Annotated in this window: 22 protein-coding genes; 8 read left to right on the top strand and 14 right to left on the bottom strand. The window is 61.1% G+C overall.

The window, feature by feature from the left end:
* Positions 1-66: 66 nt before the first annotated feature.
* The 10 genes from pdxJ to rpoE form a co-directional block, all read right to left on the bottom strand.
* On the bottom strand, positions 67-792 hold the full coding sequence (gene pdxJ, locus ACO6VD_RS06815; protein ID WP_422417879.1) for a pyridoxine 5'-phosphate synthase: 726 nt from the start codon (positions 790-792) through the stop codon (positions 67-69).
* A 62-nt stretch (positions 793-854) separates the two neighbouring features.
* Positions 855-1,538 carry a DNA repair protein RecO gene (gene recO, locus ACO6VD_RS06810; protein WP_422417875.1) on the bottom strand — a complete coding sequence of 228 codons (684 nt, stop codon included), beginning with the start codon at positions 1,536-1,538 and terminating at the stop codon, positions 855-857.
* A 57-nt stretch (positions 1,539-1,595) separates the two neighbouring features.
* Positions 1,596-2,498: a GTPase Era gene (gene era, locus ACO6VD_RS06805; protein WP_038607646.1), complete on the bottom strand. Its 903-nt coding sequence runs from the start codon at positions 2,496-2,498 to the stop codon at positions 1,596-1,598.
* Positions 2,491-3,180 (bottom strand): ribonuclease III, encoded by a 690-nt coding sequence (gene rnc / locus ACO6VD_RS06800; protein ID WP_045185653.1) that lies wholly within the window; start codon positions 3,178-3,180, stop codon positions 2,491-2,493. Before rnc ends, era begins: the two co-directional genes overlap by 8 nt.
* Positions 3,181-3,360: 180 nt before the next feature.
* Positions 3,361-4,215, bottom strand: a complete 855-nt coding sequence (gene lepB / locus ACO6VD_RS06795; protein WP_422417872.1) for a signal peptidase I — start codon at positions 4,213-4,215, stop codon at positions 3,361-3,363.
* A 9-nt stretch (positions 4,216-4,224) separates the two neighbouring features.
* A complete protein-coding gene (gene lepA / locus ACO6VD_RS06790; RefSeq protein ID WP_422417870.1) occupies positions 4,225-6,021 on the bottom strand; it encodes a translation elongation factor 4 in 1,797 nt (598 codons plus the stop codon).
* A gap of 184 nt (positions 6,022-6,205) precedes the next feature.
* Positions 6,206-7,588 (bottom strand): DegQ family serine endoprotease, encoded by a 1,383-nt coding sequence (locus tag ACO6VD_RS06785; protein WP_422417877.1) that lies wholly within the window; start codon positions 7,586-7,588, stop codon positions 6,206-6,208.
* 221 nt (positions 7,589-7,809) lie between these two features.
* Complete coding sequence (locus ACO6VD_RS06780) at positions 7,810-8,772, bottom strand: MucB/RseB C-terminal domain-containing protein (RefSeq protein WP_422417868.1); 963 nt, start codon at positions 8,770-8,772, stop codon at positions 7,810-7,812.
* Positions 8,773-8,784: 12 nt separating this feature from the next.
* Positions 8,785-9,375, bottom strand: a complete 591-nt coding sequence (locus ACO6VD_RS06775) for an RseA family anti-sigma factor (RefSeq protein WP_422417866.1) — start codon at positions 9,373-9,375, stop codon at positions 8,785-8,787.
* A gap of 31 nt (positions 9,376-9,406) precedes the next feature.
* Positions 9,407-9,988, bottom strand: coding sequence for an RNA polymerase sigma factor RpoE (gene rpoE, locus ACO6VD_RS06770; protein WP_010220971.1), 582 nt, complete (start codon positions 9,986-9,988; stop codon positions 9,407-9,409).
* Positions 9,989-10,422: 434 nt separating this feature from the next.
* Here rpoE and nadB point away from each other — a divergent pair, with 434 nt between their 5' ends.
* Positions 10,423-12,039, top strand: coding sequence for an L-aspartate oxidase (gene nadB / locus ACO6VD_RS06765; protein WP_422417864.1), 1,617 nt, complete (start codon positions 10,423-10,425; stop codon positions 12,037-12,039).
* Here nadB and ACO6VD_RS06760 read toward each other — a convergent pair.
* A complete protein-coding gene (locus ACO6VD_RS06760; RefSeq protein WP_422417862.1) occupies positions 12,008-12,460 on the bottom strand; it encodes a protein YgfX in 453 nt (150 codons plus the stop codon). The genes nadB and ACO6VD_RS06760 overlap by 32 nt on opposite strands.
* The gene (locus ACO6VD_RS06755; RefSeq protein ID WP_038607607.1) at positions 12,444-12,698 is read right to left on the bottom strand and encodes a succinate dehydrogenase assembly factor 2; all 255 of its coding nucleotides are present in this window, start codon (positions 12,696-12,698) and stop codon (positions 12,444-12,446) included. Before ACO6VD_RS06755 ends, ACO6VD_RS06760 begins: the two co-directional genes overlap by 17 nt.
* A 164-nt stretch (positions 12,699-12,862) precedes the next feature.
* Between ACO6VD_RS06755 and ACO6VD_RS06750 the strand changes: the two genes are divergently transcribed.
* The gene (locus ACO6VD_RS06750; protein ID WP_422417860.1) at positions 12,863-13,804 is read left to right on the top strand and encodes a YgfZ/GcvT domain-containing protein; all 942 of its coding nucleotides are present in this window, start codon (positions 12,863-12,865) and stop codon (positions 13,802-13,804) included.
* A gap of 58 nt (positions 13,805-13,862) precedes the next feature.
* Positions 13,863-14,672, top strand: coding sequence for an HDOD domain-containing protein (locus tag ACO6VD_RS06745; RefSeq protein WP_422417858.1), 810 nt, complete (start codon positions 13,863-13,865; stop codon positions 14,670-14,672).
* Here the strand turns inward: ACO6VD_RS06745 and ACO6VD_RS06740 are convergent.
* Both ACO6VD_RS06740 and ACO6VD_RS06735 read right to left on the bottom strand, forming a co-directional pair.
* Complete coding sequence (locus ACO6VD_RS06740; RefSeq protein WP_422417856.1) at positions 14,669-16,048, bottom strand: sensor histidine kinase; 1,380 nt, start codon at positions 16,046-16,048, stop codon at positions 14,669-14,671. The two genes, ACO6VD_RS06745 and ACO6VD_RS06740, sit on opposite strands and share 4 nt — an antisense overlap.
* Positions 16,041-16,712 carry a response regulator gene (locus ACO6VD_RS06735; RefSeq protein WP_422417854.1) on the bottom strand — a complete coding sequence of 224 codons (672 nt, stop codon included), beginning with the start codon at positions 16,710-16,712 and terminating at the stop codon, positions 16,041-16,043. The genes ACO6VD_RS06740 and ACO6VD_RS06735 overlap by 8 nt, the downstream gene beginning before the upstream one ends.
* Positions 16,713-16,915: 203 nt before the next feature.
* Between ACO6VD_RS06735 and ACO6VD_RS06730 the strand changes: the two genes are divergently transcribed.
* The 5 genes from ACO6VD_RS06730 to ACO6VD_RS06710 all read left to right on the top strand — a co-directional run.
* Entirely contained in the window at positions 16,916-18,205 is a 1,290-nt protein-coding gene (locus ACO6VD_RS06730; protein WP_422417852.1) for an OprD family porin, read from the top strand.
* 34 nt (positions 18,206-18,239) lie between these two features.
* Positions 18,240-19,220 carry a Bug family tripartite tricarboxylate transporter substrate binding protein gene (locus tag ACO6VD_RS06725; protein ID WP_422417850.1) on the top strand — a complete coding sequence of 327 codons (981 nt, stop codon included), beginning with the start codon at positions 18,240-18,242 and terminating at the stop codon, positions 19,218-19,220.
* A gap of 100 nt (positions 19,221-19,320) precedes the next feature.
* Entirely contained in the window at positions 19,321-19,779 is a 459-nt protein-coding gene (locus ACO6VD_RS06720) for a tripartite tricarboxylate transporter TctB family protein (RefSeq protein ID WP_422417848.1), read from the top strand.
* Between the two features lies 1 nt (position 19,780).
* Complete coding sequence (locus ACO6VD_RS06715; RefSeq protein WP_422417846.1) at positions 19,781-21,295, top strand: tripartite tricarboxylate transporter permease; 1,515 nt, start codon at positions 19,781-19,783, stop codon at positions 21,293-21,295.
* Positions 21,288-22,390, top strand: a 1,103-nt coding sequence (locus ACO6VD_RS06710) for an AbrB family transcriptional regulator (protein WP_422417844.1), incomplete at its 3' end; no start/stop codon positions are given. The genes ACO6VD_RS06715 and ACO6VD_RS06710, both read left to right, overlap by 8 nt.

Below are 22,390 nucleotides of genomic sequence, written 5' to 3'. Positions count from 1 at the left end.
GGAGGGGATGGAAGGAGGGAGCAGACCCTCCCAACTGGGGGGGGTTGTTCTTCCCCCGCGATGTTTTCAAGGCCGGCTTGCCGCCATGATCAGGGCCTTCATCTCCGCCACTGCCGACTTGAAGCCGACAAACAGCGCATGTGCCACCAGCGCGTGACCAATGTTCAGTTCGTTGATGCCCTTGATCGCGGCAACGGCTTCAACGTTGTGATAATGCAGGCCATGACCGGCGTTGACGATCAGCCCCTGAGCCAAGCCAAACGCCACGCCGTCAGCAACGCGCTTGAGCTCTTCAGCAACATCCGTCGGGGTTTCGGCATCGGCATAACGACCGGTGTGCAGTTCGATTGCCGGCGCACCGACACGACGCGAGGCTTCGATCTGGCGCTCGTCGGCATCGATGAACAGCGATACTTCCGAGCCCATGCGCGACAGGCGCTCGACTGCCGCCTTGATCCGCGCTTCCTGACCGGCCACGTCCAGGCCGCCTTCGGTGGTCAGCTCCTGGCGCGTTTCCGGGACCAGGCAGATGTGCGCCGGGCGAATACGCTCGGCAAACAGCATCATTTCTTCGGTAACGCCCATTTCGAAGTTCATGCGCGTCTGCAGCACGTCCTTGAGCACCAGCACATCGCGTTCCTGGATATGCCGGCGGTCTTCGCGCAGGTGCACAGTGATGCCGTCGGCGCCCGCCTCTTCGGCGTCCAGCGCGGCCTTGACCGGATCGGGGTAGCGCGTGCCACGCGCCTGGCGCAGGGTCGCCACGTGGTCGATGTTCACGCCGAGGAGCATGCGGTTGCTTTGAGTCACGAAGAGGCTCTCCTGAAGATTGAGCCTGACAGCATACGACGTGCTCAGCGCTTGCGAAACAGTTCCCGACTGACCAGTGGCCGTCCGCCCAGGTGCACGGCCAGCGCCTGGCGCATCAAACGCTTGGCTGCACTCAAGGCGCCGGGGACATTCCAGTCAGCTTGCGCCATGGCCGCGAGCTCGTCGCCGCGGAACAAACCGGGCTGCAGCAAGTAAACCCGCTCAAGCCCGGCATCCACCTGCAGGCGGTAGAGACCATCGACGACCAGCGGCTCACCGTTGATGTCCTGGTCCAGGGCAAAGCCATAACCCAGTTGATCCAGCAACCGCCACTCGAAGGCCCGCAGCAGCGGTTCCAGCGGGCGCCCGGCAGCCAGCGCCTGCAAGGTGGCCGCGTAGTGCTCGAACACCAGCGGATTCGGGTCCTCGGCGGGCAACAAGCGAATCAGCAGTTCATTGAGGTACAGGCCACTGAACAAGGCATCGCCGATGAGCCAGGCGGCCACGCCGACACTGTCCAGACGGCCGACTGTCTTGAGCTCGCCGCGACCGCGAAACTCGACTTCAAGAGGAACGAAAGGCCGGGCCTGGCTACCGCCTTTGCCACGGGCACGGCGTAACACTGCGCGCAGGCGCCCTTGCGGGGTGAGGAAGTCCACCAGCGCACTGGTTTCACGGTAGGCCCGGCTGTGCAGCACATAGGCCGGTTGGCCAACTGGCAGTTCCATGAGTAGCGCTTCAGAAGAGGTTCGACCCGACAGCGGACGCTGCCGGGCCTGATGCGATCAGAGGTCGCCGTAGCCCAGCGAACGCAAAGCGCGTTCGTCATCGGACCAGCCGCCTTTGACCTTGACCCAGAGGTTGAGCATGACCTTGGCGTCGAACAGCACTTCCATGTCCTTGCGCGCCTCGGAACCGATACGCTTGATGCGCTCGCCCTTGTCGCCAATGATGATCTTCTTCTGGCCGTCACGCTCGACCAGGATCAGTGCATGGATGTGCAGGATCTTGCCCTGCTGCTTGAACTCTTCGATTTCCACGGTGATCTGGTACGGCAGCTCCGCACCCAATTGACGCATGATCTTTTCACGCACCAGTTCAGCGGCCAGGAAGCGGCTGCTGCGGTCGGTGATCTGGTCTTCCGGGAAGAAGTGATCGTTTTCCGGCAGGTGCTTGGCAATCAGGCCTTCCAGGGCTTCGAGGTTGTGCCCCTGCTGTGCGGAGATCGGCACGATCTCGGCGTTCGGCAGTTGCTCCTGCAGCCATTGCAGGTGCGGGATCAACTCGGCTTTCTCTTCGATCCGGTCGGTCTTGTTGATCGCCAGGATTACCGGGCCCTGCACGTACTGCACACGCTCCAGCACCAGTTGGTCCTCATCGGTCCACTTGGTGCGGTCGACCACGAAAATCACCACGTCGACGTCCTTCAGGGCAGCCGAGGCGGTTTTGTTCATGTAGCGGTTGAGCGCCTTTTCGTTGCTCTTGTGCATACCCGGGGTATCGACGTAGATCGCCTGGATATCACCCTCGGTCTTGATCCCGAGCATATTGTGGCGAGTGGTCTGCGGCTTGCGCGAGGTGATCGCCAGCTTCTGGCCGAGGATGTGGTTGAGCAGGGTCGACTTGCCGACGTTCGGGCGGCCGACAATGGCAACATAGCCGCAGCGGGTAGTATTCGTATCAGTCATTGCCATTCTCCACGCCCAGGGCGATCAGTGCTGCGGCGGCCGCTACTTGCTCGGCGATACGCCGGCTGACGCCCTGCCCTCGGCTTTTTTCAGTCAAAAGGGTCACTTCGCATTCGACGAAAAACGTCCGGCAATGGGGTTCACCTTGAATATCCACCACTTCGTAACGCGGCAGGTCGCAGGCCCGCGACTGCAGAAATTCCTGCAGACGGGTTTTCGGGTCCTTGTTGGTATCGACCAGGGTCAGACTCTCGAACTCACCGGTCAGCCAGGCCAGCACACGCTCGCGCGCGGTCTGCATGTCCGAATCCAGGTAGATCGCGCCGATCAACGCCTCGAGGGCGTCGGCCAGGATCGATTCGCGGCGAAAACCACCGCTTTTCAGTTCTCCGGAGCCCAGACGCAGGTACTCGCCCAGGTCGAAACCACGGGCCAGCACCGCCAGGGTCTCACCCTTGACCAGGCGTGCGCGCAAGCGCGACAACTGGCCTTCACGGGCCTGGGGAAAGCGCTCGAACAGCGCTTCGCCAGCAACGAAGTTGAGGATCGCATCGCCGAGAAACTCGAGGCGTTCGTTATTGCGCCCGGCAAAACTGCGGTGCGTCAGGGCCAGCAGCATCAGCTCCTGGTTCTTGAAGGTGTAACCGAGCTGGCGCTCGAGGCGGCTCAAAGAAACGCTCACAGTGTACCCACGCGCAGTTCGTGGTCGATATTCAACGCTTTGTTCAAATCAACATCCTGAAAGACTATTTTGGCTCATGCCCACTGGTGCCGGCAGTGCAGGTGGATTCGCAGATCCCTCTGAACACAGCCTATGCCAGAAATGCATTCGGCGCTGTCCCAGGACAGCGCCGTTGTGGTGTTACTTGATCAGACCGACCCGCGAAAGGTTCGGGAAGTGGCTGAGCTTGGGCTCTGGCCAGCTCATCCAGACCGCGAAGGCCTTGCCGACGATGTTCTGGTCCGGGACCATGCCATGCAGCGCCTTGGGAATATTGGGGTCATCCCAGTAGCGGCTGTCGTTGGAGTTGTCGCGGTTGTCGCCCATCATGAAGTAGTGGCCGGCCGGGACTGTCCATTGCTGGTCAGGCGGCATGCGATAACGGCTCATCTCCTTGCGGATCAGGTGCTCGGCTTCTCCCAGCTTTTCCTTGTACAACTCGGCGCTGCCCAAGGTGCCCGGCTCGGTACCGACCAACTGCTCGGCAATTGGCTGACCGTTGACGAACAGCTTCTTGTCGCTGGTGTAGCGGATCTGGTCGCCCGGCAAGCCAACCACACGCTTGATGTAGTTGACGTTCGGGTCGCTCGGATAGCGGAACACCATCACGTCGCCGCGCTGCGGGTCACCGACTTCGATGACCTTTTTGTCGAGCACCGGAAGACGAATCCCGTAGGAGAACTTGTTCACCAGGATGAAGTCGCCCACTTCCAGGGTCGGCTTCATCGATCCCGAAGGAATCTGGAAAGGCTCGACCAGGAACGACCGCAACACCAGGACAATGAACAGTACCGGGAAGAACGACTTGCCGTACTCAACCAGCAACGGCTCCTTGTTCAACTGCTCGACCACTGCCATCTCGGGCTGGCTGACGCTGCCCTGATAGTTGGCGATCGCCGAACGCCGGCGTGGCGCCAGGAACAGCAGATCGACCAAGGCCAACAGGCCGCAGACAGCAACGGCGATGACTAGCAAAAGCGGGAAATTTAGCGACATAGGACCTAATTATTCCAACCTGAGCACGGCGAGGAAGGCTTCTTGTGGAATTTCCACGTTACCGACCTGTTTCATGCGTTTCTTACCGGCTTTCTGCTTTTCCAACAGCTTGCGCTTACGGCTTACGTCACCACCGTAGCATTTGGCCAGTACGTTCTTTCTGAGCGCCTTGACAGTGGTTCGCGCCACAATCTGCCCGCCAATGGCGGCCTGGATTGCCACATCGAACATCTGCCGAGGAATCAGTTCCTTCATCTTCTCAGTCAATGCGCGGCCCTTGTAGTGCGCATTGTCGCGGTGCACGATCAGCGCCAGGGCGTCGACCTTGTCACCGTTGATCAGTACATCGAGCTTGACCAGGTTGGCCGACTGGTAACGGTCGAAATGGTAGTCCAGCGAAGCATAGCCGCGGCTGGTGGACTTCAGGCGGTCGAAGAAGTCCAGTACCACTTCGTTCATCGGCAGGTCGTAGCGCACTTGCACCTGCGAACCGAGGAACTGCATGTCGCGCTGTACGCCACGCTTCTCGATGCACAGAGTAATGACGTTGCCCAGGTGCTCTTGAGGCACGAGGATGGTCGCGGCGACGATTGGCTCGCGGAAGTCCTCTACCGACGATACGTCCGGCAGTTTCGACGGGTTATCGACGTAGATGGTCTCGCCGGTCTTGAGCTTGACCTCGAAGATTACGCTTGGCGCCGTGGTGATCAGGTCCAGGTCGTACTCGCGCTCCAGGCGCTCCTGGATGATTTCCATGTGCAGCATGCCCAGGAAGCCGCAACGGAAACCGAAGCCCAGTGCGTCGGAGCTTTCCGGCAGGTACTGCAGCGACGAATCGTTCAGGGTCAGTTTCTGCAATGCATCACGAAAATCTTCGAAATCATCGGAACTGACCGGGAACAGACCGGCATAAACCTGTGGCTGGATACGTTTGAAACCGGGCAGCACGTCGACTTCAGGCGTGGTGCTCAGGGTCAGGGTGTCACCCACCGGAGCACCATGAATGTCCTTGATGCTGGCAATGATGAAGCCTACTTCACCGGCTTTCAGGTCTGCGGTCTGGGTGTGTTTCGGGGTGAATACACCGACGCTGTCGACCAGGTGGACTTTACCGGTGGACTTGACCAGGATCTTGTCGCCCTTCTTCACACGGCCATGACGCACGCGCACCAGGGAGACAACGCCCAGGTAGTTGTCGAACCAGGAGTCGATGATCAGTGCCTGCAGGGGAGCCTCGATGTCACCGGTCGGGGCCGGGATGGTGTGCACCAGGCGCTCGAGCACCTCGTCCACGCCCATGCCGCTCTTGGCGCTGCACGCCACGGCGTCGGTGGCATCGATACCGATGATCTTCTCGATCTCGTCCTTGACCTTGTCCGGATCGGCCTGGGGCAGGTCCATCTTGTTCAGTACCGGCATGACCTCAAGGCCCTGCTCGATAGCGGTGTAGCAGTTGGCGACCGACTGGGCCTCAACGCCCTGGCCAGCATCAACCACCAGCAATGCGCCTTCGCACGCAGCCAGGGAACGGCTGACTTCATAGGTGAAGTCGACGTGACCCGGGGTGTCAATGAAGTTCAGCTGGTAGGTTTTGCCGTCCTGCGCCTTGTAATGCAGGGTGACGCTGTGGGCCTTGATGGTAATACCGCGCTCACGCTCCAGATCCATGGAATCGAGTACCTGGGCTTCCATCTCACGGGCGGTCAGACCACCGCACATCTGGATGAAACGGTCCGCCAGGGTCGACTTGCCATGGTCAATGTGGGCGATGATGGAGAAATTGCGGATATGACTCAAATCACTCACGGATCAACACTCAAAAAGGCTGCGGGCCGGACGCCCACCGAAAAATAGCCGGGAATTGTACCTGAAGCCTGACGTTGGCGTCACGTGAACTGTGGACACATCGGCCGTATGGAGCATTTCCCGTGCAATTTGCTCAGGACACAAAAAAGGGCAGCCGTGGCTGCCCTTTCCTGCTCAAGCAGGCTTATTCCGCCAGTTTGAAGGTGATGAAGCTTGCACGTCCCTGACGCAGCACGCGCATCGACACCGAACGGTTCTTCGGCAGTTCCTTGGCAATCTCGGTGAACTGCTTGGCCGAGAGGATCGCCTGGTTGTTCAAGTGACTGATGACATCACCTGGACGCAGGCCGATCATGGCAGCCGGGCCGTCCTGGACTTCCTTGATGACCACACCGCCTTTGAGCTCCAGGGTCTTCTTCTGCTCATCGGTCAGGTCGGCAACCGACACACCGAGACGATTGCTGCTGCGCTCGACGCCGCCGTTGGCGCTGGCAGCGATTTCAGCGTCGTCGTCAGGCAGCGCGCCGACGGTGACATCCAGGTTCTGGCGCTTGCCATTGCGGATGATATCCAGTTTGGCCTTGGCGCCATCTTTCAGGCTGCCGACCAGGTGCGGCAGGTCGGCAGACATGACGATCGGCTGGCCGTTCATGCTCAGGATCACGTCACCTACCTGCAAGCCACCCTTGGCCGCCGGACCGTCTTCCAGCACCTGGGCCACCAGCGCACCGGCCGGCTTGTCCAGACCGAAGGATTCAGCCAGGTCCTTGTTGACTTCCTGGATCACCACGCCCAGCCAGCCGCGGCTGACCTTGCCGTCTTTCTTCAGCTGGTTGGAGACATCCAGCGCGACGTCGATCGGGATCGCGAACGACAGGCCCATGAAACCGCCCGAACGGGTGAAGATCTGCGAGTTGATACCCACCACTTCACCATTCATGTTGAACAGCGGGCCACCGGAGTTGCCCGGGTTGATCGCCACGTCGGTCTGGATGAACGGCACATAGGTGTCGTTCGGCAGGGTACGGCCCTTGGCGCTGACGATGCCTTTGGTCACCGAATGATCGAACCCGAAGGGCGAGCCGATGGCCAGTACCCATTCACCCACTTTGAGCTTCTCGGAGTCGCCCAGCTTGACGGTTGGGAGATCCTTGCCATCGACCTTCAGCAGTGCCACGTCGGTACGCGGGTCGGTACCAACCACCTTGGCTTGCAGCTCGCTGCGGTCGGACAGACGGACGATGATCTCGTCGGCGTCGGCTACTACATGGTTATTGGTGAGGATGTAACCGTCGTTGGAAATGATGAAGCCCGAACCCAGCGACTGCGCTTCACGCTGGCGGTCACCACGTGGGGATCGTGGTTGCTGCGGCATGTTGCGCTCGAAGAACTCGCGGAACATCGGTGGCAAGCCTTCGAGGTCCGGCATCTGACCGGCCGCATACTTGCGATCCGGCAGCTTCTGCTTGGTACTGATGTTCACCACCGCAGGCGAGGCCTGCTCGACCAGGGTGGTGAAGTCCGGCAGGGCTTCGGCCTGGGCAGCGGTGGCCACCTGACCGAGCATGAGCACGGCGGCGAACAACGATAGGTAGGTTTTCAAGCGTGGTATAGACATACGGCTCCCGTCACATCGAGCGTGGTTAGCAGTAGGGTCCTGCATAAGCAGGAAAGGCCAGACCCCGAAAGGACTGACCTATAGAAAAATTCTGAGTTTTTTGCAAACTACAAAGCTTGCCAATCATGTCAGCCAAGCAATCCTCGCCTGGTCAGCACGGTATCTGCTGTTCATTTTTGCGCCTGGGTGTCCTGAGTTCGCATGGATAAGGCTATCCGTTCGGCGGTGCCGATAGGGATTTCACCAACGACGGTGACCATCACTTCGCCCTTGGGCGTGGTCAGGCGTCGTGAGACTGCCACAGTCGGCCCCAGTTGCGTACGGATATCCGCCGCCGAGCCACCGTCCAGAGCCTCGACAAAAACGGAAAAACGCGCCAGACCATCATCGAACATCATGCGGTTGACCGCATTCTTGCCCTGCGGATCTTTACCAATCGAGCTGTCGACCAGTTCAAAGCCTGGTGGCAACCAGTCCGAACGCCAGCCGGTGACCGGCTGTGCGGCCCGGGCAGCCACTTGGCCTACCGGCTTGCACTGCTCGCCAGCCTGCAGATCGTCGTCGCTCGGCACGCCGGTGTCCAGACGGGTGAACTGGAAGCGTTCCAGCAATCGACCCTTGTCATCGAGCATCAGCGACTTGAGCGGCAGGCCGGTCTGTTTATCCAGATGCAGTTCGAAGGCATAACGGTGCTGATCGCGAGGCGTCAGCGTGACGATTTTCGCTTGGCGATCCGCAACCCGGGACTGGCCGGCAACCTTGAGGTCGTACCAGCTCATCAACTTCAGAGGATCAAGCACTCGCGCTGTGGATTCCGGCGTGTTGTTCACACCAGACACCAGGGCCCCGCTTACGCACTGGGTGCGCCCGTCGACACGCACGACTTCCTGGGCCGAGCCATCGAGCTGCAGTAGCCGCTCGCTGACCTTGCCATTCTGGACGCGATGCCAGATATCGTGGGTGGAGAAGCTGCCGTTACGCTCGTAAACGAATGTACCCTGATAACTCTGCTGCTGCTCGGCCTGTGCCAGCTTCTTGAGCTCGTCGACCGCATCCGTGGAGGAGTTGGCCGCATGGGCCGGCAGTATCAGCCAGCCACCCAGCAACAGCGGTATGAGAGGTAGCGCGCGCATGATCCTCCTTACTTAACGGTTTTCCAGGCTAGCCGCACGGGCATAAGGCAGAGCGCTCTCGGTACCTTTGAGGGCTGCTTCCTGAGCATGCTGGCGCAGATAGCCGGGCAGACGCTGGTCGTGCCAGCCGGATTGCCCTTGCAGCACGCCATTGGCCATCGGCCCTGGCTGTTCTGCATTTTCACTATAGCCTGCCAGCACGGCAGGGCCTTGAACTTGTGGCACGATCACACCCTGCTGGGCAGGTTGCTGGGCAGCCAGCTGGGCGCCACTGATATCGTCCTGGTTGTACAGACGTACACCGGCCAGCACCGCGACAGTCACCGATGCTGCGACGGCCAGGCGGCCAAGGCTGCGCCATGGGCCGCGAGCGACCTTGGCAGGCGCGGCTTCATCGGCCAGGGCGGCAGATACGGCCGAAGCGATATCCAGCCGTGGCAACACCAGTTCCTTGTGCATGGCTGCACGGGCGACCTGATAACGCGACCAGGTGGCACGGGTTTCGGCATCATCGACGGCGTTCAACACCCGACGTAATTCCAGTTCGTCCGCTTCGTTATCCATCACCGCGGACAGCGATTCCTGCAAAGCTTCACGACTCATGGCGGTTCCTCTCTTGGCTGTCGCCGCTGTCTCAGGTTTCCTGCAACAACGGCTGCAGGGCTTTGTCTATGGCCTCCCGAGCGCGGAAGATTCGAGAGCGCACGGTACCCACCGGACATTGCATGACACTCGCAATGTCCTCGTAACTCAGACCATCGAATTCACGTAAAGTTAACGCCGTACGCAAATCTTCTGGCAGTTGCTGAATGGTCCGATGGACGGTGCCTTCGATCTCATCTCGCAACAACGCACGCTCGGGGGACTCCAGATCCTTGAGGCCATGATCGCCGTCGTAAAATTCCGCATCCTCGGAACTTACATCGCTGTCCGGTGGCCGCCGACCGCGGGACACCAGATAGTTTTTTGCCGTGTTGATGGCAATGCGGTACAGCCAGGTATAGAAGGCACTGTCTCCGCGAAAATTGCCAAGCGCCCGGTAAGCCTTGATGAAAGCTTCCTGCGCCACATCCTGGGCCTCATGGGTGTCGTGTACAAAACGCACGATCAACCCGAGAATCTTGTGCTGATACTTCAGCACCAACAGATCGAACGCTCGCCTGTCGCCACGCTGCACGCGCTCGACAAGCTGCTGATCCTCTTCCTGGGTTAGCATGAACACTCCTCAGTGAACTTGAAGGAGCGTTGCGAGAAGCATCGTTCAGGCTTGCAACCATAGACTCGGGCTTTTCGCAAAAGTTCTCCCCTCCAAGCAAGTTTCCTGCGGCCCTTGGTCGGCTCGCACGAAAAACGCAGCGCGGTCATGGCCGGCTGCGTCGATAATCGGGTCTCGAATACGCCGACAGTACCTTGATTATGGGCTACTGCCATGCGTCGCCGCGGCATTATTGTGTGCGGGCAACCTTCTATGGATATCCACACAGCGTGGAAAGTTCCCACAGCAAGCTACCTGGCCCATGCAAGCGCCATTGGAAATCAGGGCCTTGGGGCTGCTATAAAGGCAACCGGTCCAGATTCACGATAGTTTCACAATGCCATAAGCGCCTGACTATTGTGCCGATCCCCCCCTTCAGATACTAGTGTCCTGACATGAGCCAACAACTCCAACATGATGTCCTCGTGGTCGGCAGCGGTGCCGCCGGTCTGAGCCTGGCGCTGAACCTTCCTGGCCACCTGCGCATTGCCGTGCTCAGCAAGGGCGATCTCGCCAATGGCTCAACCTACTGGGCCCAGGGCGGGGTTGCCGCAGTGCTGGATGACACCGACACGGTGCAGTCCCACGTCGAGGACACCCTCAACGCCGGTGGCGGTTTGTGTCATGAAGACGCTGTGCGCTTCACCGTCGAGCACAGCCGCGAGTCCATTCAGTGGCTGATCGACCAGGGCGTGCCCTTTACCCGCGACGAACACGCCAGTGTCGACGACGGCGGTTTCGAGTTTCACCTGACCCGCGAAGGCGGCCATAGCCATCGGCGCATCATTCATGCTGCCGATGCCACCGGTGCGGCGATTTTCACCACGCTACTGGCTCAGGCACGCCAACGACCGAATATCGAGCTGCTCGAGCAGCGGGTCGCCGTTGACCTGATCACCGAGCGCCGCCTGGGCCTGGACGGCGATCGCTGCCTGGGCGCCTACGTGCTCAACCGCAACACCGGTGAAGTCGACACTTATGGTGCGCGATTCACCGTGCTCGCCACCGGCGGTGCCGCCAAGGTCTATCTGTACACCAGCAATCCGGATGGTGCCTGTGGCGACGGGATCGCCATGGCCTGGCGTGCCGGCTGCCGGGTAGCCAACCTGGAGTTCAACCAGTTCCACCCCACCTGCCTGTATCACCCGCAAGCCAAGAGTTTTCTGGTGACCGAGGCCCTGCGCGGCGAAGGCGCATTGCTGCGGCTGCCCAACGGCGAGCGCTTCATGCCGCGCTTCGACCCCCGCGAAGAACTGGCACCCCGTGACATCGTGGCCCGCGCCATCGACCATGAAATGAAACGTCTGGGCGTGGACTGCGTCTATCTGGACATCAGCCACAAACCCGAAGATTTCATCAAAAGCCACTTCCCCACTGTATACGAACGCTGCCTGACGTTCGGCATCGACATCACCCGCCAGCCGATCCCGGTAGTGCCTGCCGCGCATTACACTTGTGGCGGTGTCATGGTCGACGACAATGGCCATACGGATGTGCCCGGCCTGTATGCAATTGGCGAAACCAGCTTCACCGGCCTGCATGGCGCCAACCGCATGGCTAGCAACTCACTGCTCGAATGCTTCGTGTATGGCCGTTCCGCAGCCATTGATATCGAGTCGCACCTGGACCAGGTGAGCATGCCGCGGGCCCTGCCTTGCTGGGATGCCAGCCAGGTTACCGATTCGGACGAAGACGTGATCATTGCGCACAACTGGGACGAGTTGCGGCGCTTCATGTGGGACTACGTAGGCATCGTGCGCACCAACAAGCGCCTGCAACGTGCCGAGCACCGGGTGCGCCTGCTGCTCGACGAGATCGACGAGTTCTACAGTAACTACAAGGTCAGCCGCGACCTGATCGAACTGCGCAACCTGGCCCAGGTGGCCGAGCTGATGATCCGCTGCGCCATGCAGCGCAAGGAAAGCCGGGGCCTGCACTACACCCTCGACTACCCAGGCATGCTTGCCGAGGCCCGCGACACTATTCTGCAGCCGCCCACCTACGTCGACTGAACTTCAGGCGCACGCGCAGGCGTCGGTGTTGCACCGGCTCCAGCGCGTCATGGGCAATGCACAAGCCCTGATTGCAATACCAACCTTGGCGGCGATAACGCAGCACGACCAGGCCCGGCAAGGCCAGGCTGTCAGGACGTAGCTGCACCTTTTGCCACCCCTGGGCACGGCTGAACAGATGCCAACCGTCACGGTCACGACGCAGTCCGCTGACAGCCTGGGGATGGCTGAGCAGAATACGCCGGGGAATCATCCAGCCGGCATGCAAGAGGCAAAGGACAACGCCAGCTACTCGCAGCCACCAGGGAAGCTGCAACAGGCTAAGCGCCAGCAAGGCCAGCAGCAAGCTGACCAGGTAGGCCGCCAGCAAACTCCTTGAGCCTTGCCAGCGACACTCGAACCGCTCACTTGGGCTGGACACGGTCCAGAATGATCCGAACCATGCGCTGCAGCTCCGGGTCTTCAGACTCGCTGCGCTCCATGAACCAGCCGAACATATCCTGGTCTTCGCAGCTCAGCAGGCGCTTGTACAGCTCGCGATCGGCCTCGCTCAGGGTTGGGTAGACCTCCGCGCTGAACGGGACCAGCAGTACATCGAGCTCAAGCATGCCGCGGCGGCTGTGCCAAAAGAGCCGATTGAGTTCAGTTTGTTCGACCATGGAGCCCTCCTAAATAGGCCGCCAGTATACAGAGCCAGCGCCCCAGGGACACGAGACGTTGGTCCGGACATGTGAGCAAATAATGACAGAGGGACGCACTCAACTACCTATTTTGCCGACAGCGCTCTATCATGGCCCTCAGTCTTACTACCCTGCGATATCCCATGGCCGATTCCGCTTTTTTCTGCACCCTCTCCCACGAAGGCATCCTCGCCGTCCGCGGCTCGGACGCCGGCAAGTTCCTGCAAGGCCAACTGTCCTGCAACATCAATTACCTCAACGACAGCACCAGCAGCCTGGGCGCTCGTTGCATGGTCAAAGGCCGCATGCAGTCGAGCTTTCGCATCCTGCCAGAGGCCGACGGTTTCCTCCTGGCCATGACCCGCGAACTGCTCGAGCCGCAACTTGCCGATTTGAAAAAGTACGCGGTGTTCTCCAAGGCCAAGCTGACCGATGACAGCGATGCCTGGGCGCGCTATGGCTTGCAAGGTGGGGAATCGGCGCTGCAGGCGTTGGGTCTGGAAGTACCGGGGCAAATTGACGGCATCACACGCCACAATGGGCTGATTGCTATTACCGTGTCTCCCGGCCGCATCGAACTGTGGGTACCCGCTGCACAGGCACAACAGGTAAAGGAGCAGTTGGCCGAAAAACTGCCGCAGGCTGATCTCAATGACTGGCTGCTCGGACAAATCCGCGCCGGTATTGGCCAGGTCATGGCCCAGACCCGTGAACTGTTCATCCCGCAGATGATCAACCTGCAGGCCGTTGGTGGCGTCAGCTTCAAGAAAGGCTGCTACACCGGCCAGGAAATCGTCGCGCGCATGCAGTACCTGGGCAAACTCAAGCGTCGCCAGTACCGGCTGGCAGTGGCGGGTGACCTATTGCCCGAGCCAGGCACCGAGATCTTCTCGCCGACCCACAACTCCTCAGTGGGTGAAGTGGTGCTGGCTGCACGTAGCGCAACAGGCAGCGAGTTACTGGCGGTGTTGACCGCCGATGCCGTGGAAGATAACAACCTGCACCTGGGAAGCCCTGACGGGCCGCGCCTTGAACTGCTGACACTTCCTTACGAACTGGATCGCGATCGCGAAATCCAGCGCTGAACCTGCCCTGCCCGCCTGTTGCGGGCCAGGCACTCTTCAATTGCGGTAGAGAATCACCATGAACAAGATGGCCGAGAAAATCCGGGACCACCTGCTGGCCGCCATCAAAAACGATGACCTGGTGCTGCCGACCTTGCCGGAGGTCGCCTTGAGCATCCGCGAGGCCGCCGAAGACACCGAGATCAGTGTCAGCGCCCTGAGCAAGGTCATCGGCCGTGACGCTGCCCTGTCGGCCCGCTTGATCAAGGTGGTGAACAGCCCGCTGCTGCGCGCCACGGTCGAGGTCACCGACCTGCAGACCGCTGTCACCCGCCTTGGCATCAACTACAGCTGCAACCTGGCCGTCGGCCTGGTGATCGAGCAGATTTTCCATGCCCGCTCCGAGGTGGTGGAAAAGAAGATGCGCGAAATCTGGGCAACCAGCCTGGAAGTGGCGGGAATCAGTTATGAACTCAGTTTGCGCTACACCCAGCTCAAGCCCGACCAGGGCGCCCTCGCAGGCCTGGTTCACCAGATTGGCGTCCTGCCGATTCTGATCTATGCCGAAGAGCACAACGAGCTGCTCTCCGATCCTGTGTGCCTGAACTATGTGATCGACCAGATTCACCCGGTACTGGGTGACAAGATTCTCAGTAGCTGGGAGTTTCCCGAACAACTGGTGAAACTGCCTGGACAGGTTCTGGATCTGGACCGCTGCAGCGACCGCATCGACTACGTCGACATCGTCCAGATCGCCCGGGCCCTGAGCGCGGGCAGCAGCAAGGCGCGGCCATTGGCGGCACTGCCTGCTTACCGTCACCTCGGGCTGCCTACCGGCACTGAACTGGTCGCCAGTGACCTGCTCTACGCCCGCTCGATGTTTCGTTAATCGACGGTAAAGCTGACCCGCACTTTCAAGCCGCCCCGCTCACCGTCGTGCAGACTGATCTGTGCCAGGTGTGCGCGGCAGATCTCGCCGACAATCGCCAGCCCCAGGCCAGTACCCTGGGCACTACGCCGATAAAAACGCTCGAAGACTCGCTCGCGCTCATTCTCGGGAATACCCGGGCCATCGTCCTCGACTTCAAGCACGCCTGGCGCATAGACCCGCAAAATCACATTGCCACCTTCGGGCGTGTGAGCCAACGCGTTGTCGACCAGGTTGCTGAGCAATTCGTTGAGCAAAGTCGGCTCGCCACGCACATACACAGGCGCTTGCGCCTCCAGCGCCAACGCCACACCTCGGGCATAGGCCAACGGTGCCATGGCCATGCCCAGTTCACGAGCCAGCTGGCTCAGGTCGAGCAATTGCGCGCCCCCTTCAGCAATGGCCCGCGCGCCGTTTTCGACCCGTGCCAGGGATAACAATTGGTTGGCCAGGTGCGTCAGGCGGTCGGTACCCTGGGCCGCAGATTCCAGGGTGTCGCGCCACACCTGCGGCTCATTCGAGCGCAGCCCCAGTTCGACCCTGGCCTTGAGGGCTGCCAAGGGCGTACGCAGTTCATGGGCGGCCTCGGCAATGAATTGTGCCTGACGCTCGAACTGACCGCGCAGGCGCTCGGTAAAGTGGTTCAGCGCGCGCACCAGCGGGCTCAGTTCGCGCTGCACCTCGACCAGCGGCAAGGCCCGCAGGTCGTCGGGCTGGCGCTCTTCCACGGCACTGCGCAAGCGCTCCAGCGGCCGCAACGCAGCGCTTACGGCAAACCACACGAGCATCAGCGCACCAATTGCCAGCATGCCAAGGCGCAACAGGGTATCGGCCATCAGGCTACGAGCCATGCGCACTCGCGCCTCTTCGGTTTCGGCGACGCGGATCTCGGCCATGCCGTTCATGTTCGGCTCGGAAACGGCCTTGAGCAGGCTGACCACGCGTACGTCCTGCCCCAGGTAGCGCGCGTCGTAGAAGCGCGCCAGGGCCGGGTAGTCATCGGTGCGCGGCGTACCCGGCGGTGGTGCGGGCAAATTTTCGTAGCCGGAAATCAGCCGTTGGTGAATGTCATTGACCTGGTAATAGATGCGCCCGGCGCTGTCGTAGGCAAAGGTGTCCAGGGCCACATAGGGCACATCGGCGCTGAGGGTGCCGTCACGCTGGGACAAGCCGGCGGCAATGGTCCGCGCCGAGGCCAGCAAGGTGCGGTCGTAGGCGGTGTCGGCGGCTTCACGACCGTTCCAGTAGGCGCTCATACCGCTGGCCAGCATCAACACCACCAGCAGCAGGGCCAGGTTCCATACCAGCCGCCCGCGCAGGCTGCCGATGTCACGCATCGCGATGCTCGAGCAGGTAGCCGAGCCCCCTGAAGGTGACAATAGCCACGGCATGGCCATCGAGTTTCTTGCGCAGGCGATGGATATAGATCTCGATGGCATCAGCACTGGCTTCTTCATCCAGGCCAAACACCTGGGCGGCCACCTGCTCCTTGCTCATCACCCGTCCCGGACGGGCGATCAGCGCTTCGAGCACGGCCTGCTCACGGGAGGTCAGGGTCAGCAGCTCATCACCGAGGGTGAAACGTCGGGTATCGAGGTCGTAGACCAGCGGCCCACAACGTTGCTGGCGCTCACCACCGAGTACGCTGCGGCGCAACAGGGCCTTGACCCGCGCTTCAAGCTCGGTCAGTTCGAATGGCTTGGCCAGGTAGTCGTCAGCGCCCAGGTTCAGGCCGTGCACCCGATCCTTGACGTCACTGCGGGCGGTCAGCATCAGCACCGGCACCGTCTTGCCACGGGCGCGCAGGCGCGCCAGTACCTCGAAACCATCCATGCGCGGCAAGCCCACATCGAGCACTACCACGGCATATTCCTCGCTGGCCAGGGCCAGGTCGGCGGCCACGCCATCGTGCAGTACATCCACCGTAAGGCCGGTGCTCTTGAGGGCCTGGGCCACGCTCTCAGCCAGCTGCAGATGGTCTTCGACGAGCAGCACACGCATCGTTTTCTCCCCGGTCGCGTCGCGGTCAATGGCGCGGAGTGTACAGCCGACAGCCCGCCTGTGAAGCCTTGGTAACAATGAAAAACTATTGAAAGGTTAGCGAAAGGTTAAAGCCCTAGCATCCACTCACGGCTCACTCTGCTTGCCGTACAACCGAGCCTTCAGGCTCGAACTAATAAGAACAATAACGGAGTTACTCGACGATGCTGTCTACGCAGCCACAGGCGTTCGCGCCCACCCGCCGTTTGCCTTCCCGCCAGTCCGCAGTTGCCAGTGCCCTCGCCCTTGCCGGCGTTGCTCCACTGAGCCAGGCCGCCTTCTTTGAAGACAGCAAGGCGACCTTCGAAACCCGCAACATGTATTTCAACCGCGACTTTCGCGACGGCACCAGCGCTCAACAGTCCAAGCGTGACGAGTGGGCCCAGGGCTTCATGCTCAACTTCGAGTCTGGCTATACCGACGGCACTGTGGGCTTTGGCCTGGATGCGCTGGGGATGCTCGGTATCAAGCTCGACTCCAGCCCCGATCGTACCGGTAGCGGTCTACTGCCCACTCACGATGATGGCCGCGCCGCCGACGAGTATTCCAAGCTCGGCCTGACCGGCAAGGTGAAGATCTCGGCCACCGAACTGAAAGTCGGCACCCTGATCCCGGAACTGCCGACCCTGCAGCCCAACGACGGTCGCATCCTGCCGCAGACCTTTGAAGGCGGCCTGCTGACCTCCGGCGAAATCAAGAACCTGACGTTCACCGGTGGACGCCTGGAGAAAGCCAAGGACCGCGACAGCACCGACAATCAGGACATCGCCCTCAACAACAAGAACAGCCGCTTTCTCGGCACCGTAGCCGGCAACCATTTCGACATGGCCGGCCTCGACTACAAGTTCACCGACAAGATCACCGGCAGCTACCACTGGGCACAGCTCGATGATGTCTATCGCCAGCACTTTGTCGGCATGCTCGCCACCCAACCGTGGGGTCCCGGTACCTTCGGCGCCGACCTGCGCATGGCGTTCAGCGACGACCAGGGCCAGGCCCGCGGCGGCAACATCGACAACACCGCGCTGAACGGCATGCTCAGCTACGGCATCATCGGCCACAAGTTCAGCGCCGGTTACCAGCACCTGTCGGGTGACACCGCCTTCCCTTACGTCGACGGTGCCGACCCGTACCTGGTCAACTTCGTCCAGATCAACGACTTCGCCGGTGCTGACGAGCGTTCCTGGCAAGCCCGCTATGACTATGACTTCGCCAAACTGGGAATTCCCGGCCTGACCTTCATGACCCGCTACATCAGCGGCGATAATGTCAGCCTGGCCAATGGCGGTGAAGGCAAGGAATGGGAACGCAACACCGAGTTCAAGTATGTGGTGCAAAGTGGCGCCCTGAAAAACGTCGCCGTGCGCCTGCGCAACGCCACCTTCCGCTCGAACTTCGCCCGCGACGCGGACGAGGTGCGACTGCTGGTGAGCTACAGCCTTGCATTGTGGTAATCCCCGATAACAATAATGCTCACGGAGATAGACGATGACCTTTTCACTGCGCCGCATTGCCCTTGCCACCGCCTGCCTGATGCTTGCCGGCCAAGCCCTGGCAGCCGAACCAAAACGTCCTGAATGCATTGCCCCCGCCTCCCCCGGCGGCGGCTTCGACCTGACCTGCAAGCTGGTGCAAAGCGCCCTGGTCAACGAGAAGCTGCTCAGTAAACCCATGCGCGTGACTTACATGCCTGGCGGCGTCGGCGCGGTCGCCTACAACGCCGTGGTCGCCCAGCGCCCGGCCGACGCCGGGACCCTGGTGGCCTGGTCGAGTGGCTCGCTGCTCAACCTGGCCCAGGGCAAGTTCGGCCGTTTCGACGAAAACGCCGTGCGCTGGCTGGCGGCGGTTGGCACCAGCTATGGCGCCATCGCAGTGAAAAACGACTCGCCCTACAAGACCCTTGATGACCTGGTTGCCGCGCTGAAAAAAGACCCGAGCAAAGTGGTCATCGGCTCCGGCGGCACCGTCGGCAGCCAGGACTGGATGCAGACCGCACTGATCGCCAAGGCCGCCGGCATCAACCCGCGCGACCTGCGTTATGTCGCCCTCGAAGGCGGTGGCGAAATTGCCACGGCATTGCTGGGTGGGCATATCCAGGTGGGCAGTACCGACATCTCCGACTCCATGCCGCACATCCAGAGTGGTGACATGCGCCTGCTGGCAGTGTTCGCTGAAAAGCGTCTGGACGAGCCGTCAATGAAGAATATTCCTACCGCCAAAGAACAGGGTTACGACATCGTTTGGCCAGTGGTACGCGGCTTCTATGTGGGGCCGAAAGTCACCGATGAACAGTACAACTGGTGGAAAGAATCGTTCGACAAGCTGCTGGCCTCGGAAGAATTCGCCAAGTTGCGCGACCAGCGCGAACTGTTCCCCTTTGCCATGACCGGTGCAGAGCTGGACACCTACGTGAAGAAACAGGTGGCTGACTACAAGGCCCTGGCCAAGGAATTCGGGCTGATTCAGTAAGCCTCTTCCCTTTCGAACAGCATCGCGGGACAAGCCCGCTCCCACTGACACGGCACCAACCTGTGGGAGCGGGCTTGCCCCGCGAAAAGAGGATTCCCCGATGATCCTGCAACGCGTCTTTGCCCTGTTTCTACTGGCGCTCTGCGCCGCCCTGACGGTAATGGCCTGGCCCTACCAGGCAGCGATTTCCTATGAACCAGTTGGCCCACGGGCCTACCCCTTGTTAATGCTCGGGCTGATGGCCACCGGTCTCTTGTACCTGGTGTTCCGTCCGACCCCCATCGTACGCAAGGACGATGAACCTGAACTCGACCGCGAAACCCTGAACAAAATCGCCCTGTGCGTGGGCCTGCTGCTGGTGTTCGCCGCCACCTTCGAACCCCTCGGTTTCATTGTCAGCGGCATCCTGATCGGTGTGCCCATGGCCCGGTTGTACGGTGGGCGCTGGGTGCCCAGCGTGGTGATCATCAGCCTGTTGACCCTGTTCCTGTACTGGTTGTTCGACCGCGTCATGGATGTCCCTCTGCCCCTCGGCCTGCTCGACGTTCTGGAGAATTGACATGGATACCCTCAGTTATCTGAGCCAGGGCTTCGGCGTCGCCCTGACCCCCTACAACCTGGTCACCGCCCTGTCCGGTACCCTCATCGGCACCATCGTTGGCCTGTTACCGGGCCTGGGCCCGATCAATGGCGTGGCCTTGCTGATCCCCATCGCCTTCGCCCTCGGCCTGCCACCGGAGTCGGCACTGATCCTGTTGGCCGCGGTGTACCTGGGGTGCGAATACGGCGGGCGAATCAGCTCGATCCTGCTCAACATTCCCGGTGAAGCCTCTACGGTCATGACCACCCTCGACGGCTACCCCATGGCACGCCAGGGCCTGGCGGGCGTGGCGCTGTCGTTGTCAGCCTGGAGCTCGTTCATTGGTGCATTCATCGCCACCTGCGGCATGGTGCTGTTCGCCCCGATTCTGGCGAAATGGGCGATAGCCTTCGGGCCCGCGGAATACTTCGTGCTGATGGTCTTTGCCATCGTCTGCCTCGGCGGCATGGCCGGTGACCGACCACTGAAAACCTTCATCGCAGCACTGATCGGCTTGTTCCTCTCCAGCGTCGGCATCGACGCCAACAGCGGCGTCTACCGCTTCACGGGCGACAGCGTGCATCTGGCAGACGGTATCCAGTTCGTGGTGCTGGTGCTGGGCCTGTTCTCGATCAGCGAAATCCTCCTGCTGCTGGAAAAGACCCACCACGGCCACGTCGCGGTGAAAGCCACTGGACGCATGTTGTTCAACTTCAAGGAAGCCGCCTCGGTCTTCGTGGTCAACCTGCGCTGCGGTGTCCTCGGTTTCATCATGGGCGTGCTGCCCGGTGCCGGTGCAACCCTGGCCAGTGCCGTAGCCTACATGACCGAAAAACGCATCGCCGGCCCCAGCGGTAAATTCGGCCAGGGCGACAAACGCGGTCTCGCCGCCCCGGAAACTGCCATCGGTGCCGAAGCCTGCGGTGCCCTGGTGCCGATGCTGACCCTCGGTGTGCCGGGATCGGGAACCACTGCGGTAATGATCGGCGCCCTGTCGCTGTACAACATCACCCCGGGCCCGATGCTGTTCGAACAGCAGCCGGATATCGTCTGGGGCCTGATCGCCTCGCTGTTCATCGCCAACATCATGCTGGTGATCCTCAACATCCCGATGATTCGTGTGTTCACCCGCATTCTTGCGGTACCGAACTGGGCACTGGTACCGGTGATTGCGATCATCACCGCGATCGGCGTCTATGCCGTGCATGCCACCACCTTCGACCTGTTCCTGATGATCGGTATCGGTATCTTCGGCTACATCCTGCGCAAGCTGGATTTCCCGCTGTCGCCAATCCTGCTCGGGTTCATTCTCGGCGGTTTGATGGAGCAGAACCTGCGCCGTGCGCTGTCGATCTCCAACGGTGCCCTGGAGATCCTCTGGTCCAGCCCGATCACTTTGAGTGTCTGGGGTCTGACCATCACCATGCTGCTGTTGCCGCTGCTGCGCATCTGGCGCAAACGCAGCCTCCAGCGCCGCGCCCTGGCCGATGTCTGAGCGGCCTTCACAGCTGTTCTGGGCCACAGGGCTGGTCGGCCTGGCAGGCGGGTTTCTCGCCAGCCAGGTCGGCTGGCCTTTGCCATGGATGGTCGGCTCGTTACTGGCGATCATCCTCGTACGCTGCCTGACACCCTGGCAACTGAGCGAGATCCCGGGCGGGCGTAAATGCGGTCAGTGGATTATCGGCATTGGCATCGGCCTGCACTTCACCCCGGCTGTGGTCGAGCAGGTGGCGAGCAATTTCGGCCTGATTTTCTGCGGTGCGTTGATCACCAGCGTGTCCAGCGTCGTCGGCATCTGGCTGTTGCGCCGTACCGGTGAAGACCGCGCTACCGCGTTTTTTTCCAGCATGCCGGGTGGCTCGGGAGAGATGGTCAACCTCGGTGCACGTAACGGCGCGGTGCTCAGTCAGGTCGCTGCCGCACAGAGCTTGCGGGTGCTGGCGGTGGTGCTGTGTGTGCCGGCGCTGTTCAAGTACCTGCTGGGTGACGGTGTGGCAATCACCCACGCCGGCAGTGTCAGTTGGGGATGGCTGGCACTGATCTGTCCGTTGGGGATTGCCATGGCATGGCTATGGCAGCGACTGAAGCAGCCCAATCCCTGGTTGTTCGGGCCCTTGCTGATCGCCGCTGTCGTCAGCGTCGGTGGCGATTTGCGCATCGCCTTGCCGGACGGCGCCAGCCAGATCGGCCAATGGTTGATCGGCAGTGGGCTGGGCTGTCATTTCAATCGGGCGTTCTTTCGCCGGGCGCCGTCCTTCCTGGGTCGCACCTTGATTGCCACTGCCCTGAGCATGTTGATTGCGGGTGCTGCGGCCTGGATCTTGAGCCACCTGACGCAACTGGACCTGCGCTCGCTTACCCTGGGCATGATGCCTGGTGGCATCGCGGAAATGAGCCTGACCGCCGAAACCTTGCAGTTATCCGTACCTTTGGTGACGGCGCTGCAGGTGATGCGCTTGCTGTTCGTGCTGTTTCTGGCCGAGCCGCTGTTTCGCCATTGGGTGGGTGAACGCTCGACAGCCGGGCCGTGGGAGCGGGGGGGGTCCACACGTTCGCTACCAACCAACCGCCGCCGCCACCCGGCACAAAA

This window comes from Pseudomonas sp. GZD-222 (assembly GCF_049310525.1).
In the GTDB taxonomy this organism is placed as follows: domain Bacteria; phylum Pseudomonadota; class Gammaproteobacteria; order Pseudomonadales; family Pseudomonadaceae; genus Aquipseudomonas.
This window is presented reverse-complemented; position numbering and strand designations above follow the sequence as displayed.

Bases quoted from the DNA above. Each gene is read 5' to 3' on its own strand.
- ACO6VD_RS06735 (WP_422417854.1), bottom strand. From the start codon at position 16,712: ATGCGTGTGCTGCTCGTCGAAGACCATCTGCAGCTGGCTGAGAGCGTG.
- ACO6VD_RS06725 (WP_422417850.1), top strand. From the start codon at position 18,240: ATGACCTTTTCACTGCGCCGCATTGCCCTTGCCACCGCCTGCCTGATG.
- ACO6VD_RS06730 (WP_422417852.1), top strand. From the start codon at position 16,916: ATGCTGTCTACGCAGCCACAGGCGTTCGCGCCCACCCGCCGTTTGCCT.
- ACO6VD_RS06750 (WP_422417860.1), top strand. From the start codon at position 12,863: ATGGCCGATTCCGCTTTTTTCTGCACCCTCTCCCACGAAGGCATCCTC.
- pdxJ (WP_422417879.1), bottom strand. From the start codon at position 792: ATGCTCCTCGGCGTGAACATCGACCACGTGGCGACCCTGCGCCAGGCG.
- ACO6VD_RS06780 (WP_422417868.1), bottom strand. From the start codon at position 8,772: ATGCGCGCGCTACCTCTCATACCGCTGTTGCTGGGTGGCTGGCTGATA.
- ACO6VD_RS06720 (WP_422417848.1), top strand. From the start codon at position 19,321: ATGATCCTGCAACGCGTCTTTGCCCTGTTTCTACTGGCGCTCTGCGCC.
- recO (WP_422417875.1), bottom strand. From the start codon at position 1,538: ATGGAACTGCCAGTTGGCCAACCGGCCTATGTGCTGCACAGCCGGGCC.
- nadB (WP_422417864.1), top strand. From the start codon at position 10,423: ATGAGCCAACAACTCCAACATGATGTCCTCGTGGTCGGCAGCGGTGCC.
- era (WP_038607646.1), bottom strand. From the start codon at position 2,498: ATGACTGATACGAATACTACCCGCTGCGGCTATGTTGCCATTGTCGGC.
- ACO6VD_RS06775 (WP_422417866.1), bottom strand. From the start codon at position 9,375: ATGAGTCGTGAAGCTTTGCAGGAATCGCTGTCCGCGGTGATGGATAAC.
- ACO6VD_RS06755 (WP_038607607.1), bottom strand. From the start codon at position 12,698: ATGGTCGAACAAACTGAACTCAATCGGCTCTTTTGGCACAGCCGCCGC.
- rpoE (WP_010220971.1), bottom strand. From the start codon at position 9,988: ATGCTAACCCAGGAAGAGGATCAGCAGCTTGTCGAGCGCGTGCAGCGT.
- lepB (WP_422417872.1), bottom strand. From the start codon at position 4,215: ATGTCGCTAAATTTCCCGCTTTTGCTAGTCATCGCCGTTGCTGTCTGC.
- ACO6VD_RS06745 (WP_422417858.1), top strand. From the start codon at position 13,863: ATGAACAAGATGGCCGAGAAAATCCGGGACCACCTGCTGGCCGCCATC.
- ACO6VD_RS06715 (WP_422417846.1), top strand. From the start codon at position 19,781: ATGGATACCCTCAGTTATCTGAGCCAGGGCTTCGGCGTCGCCCTGACC.
- ACO6VD_RS06785 (WP_422417877.1), bottom strand. From the start codon at position 7,588: ATGCTCGGTCAGGTGGCCACCGCTGCCCAGGCCGAAGCCCTGCCGGAC.
- ACO6VD_RS06740 (WP_422417856.1), bottom strand. From the start codon at position 16,048: ATGCGTGACATCGGCAGCCTGCGCGGGCGGCTGGTATGGAACCTGGCC.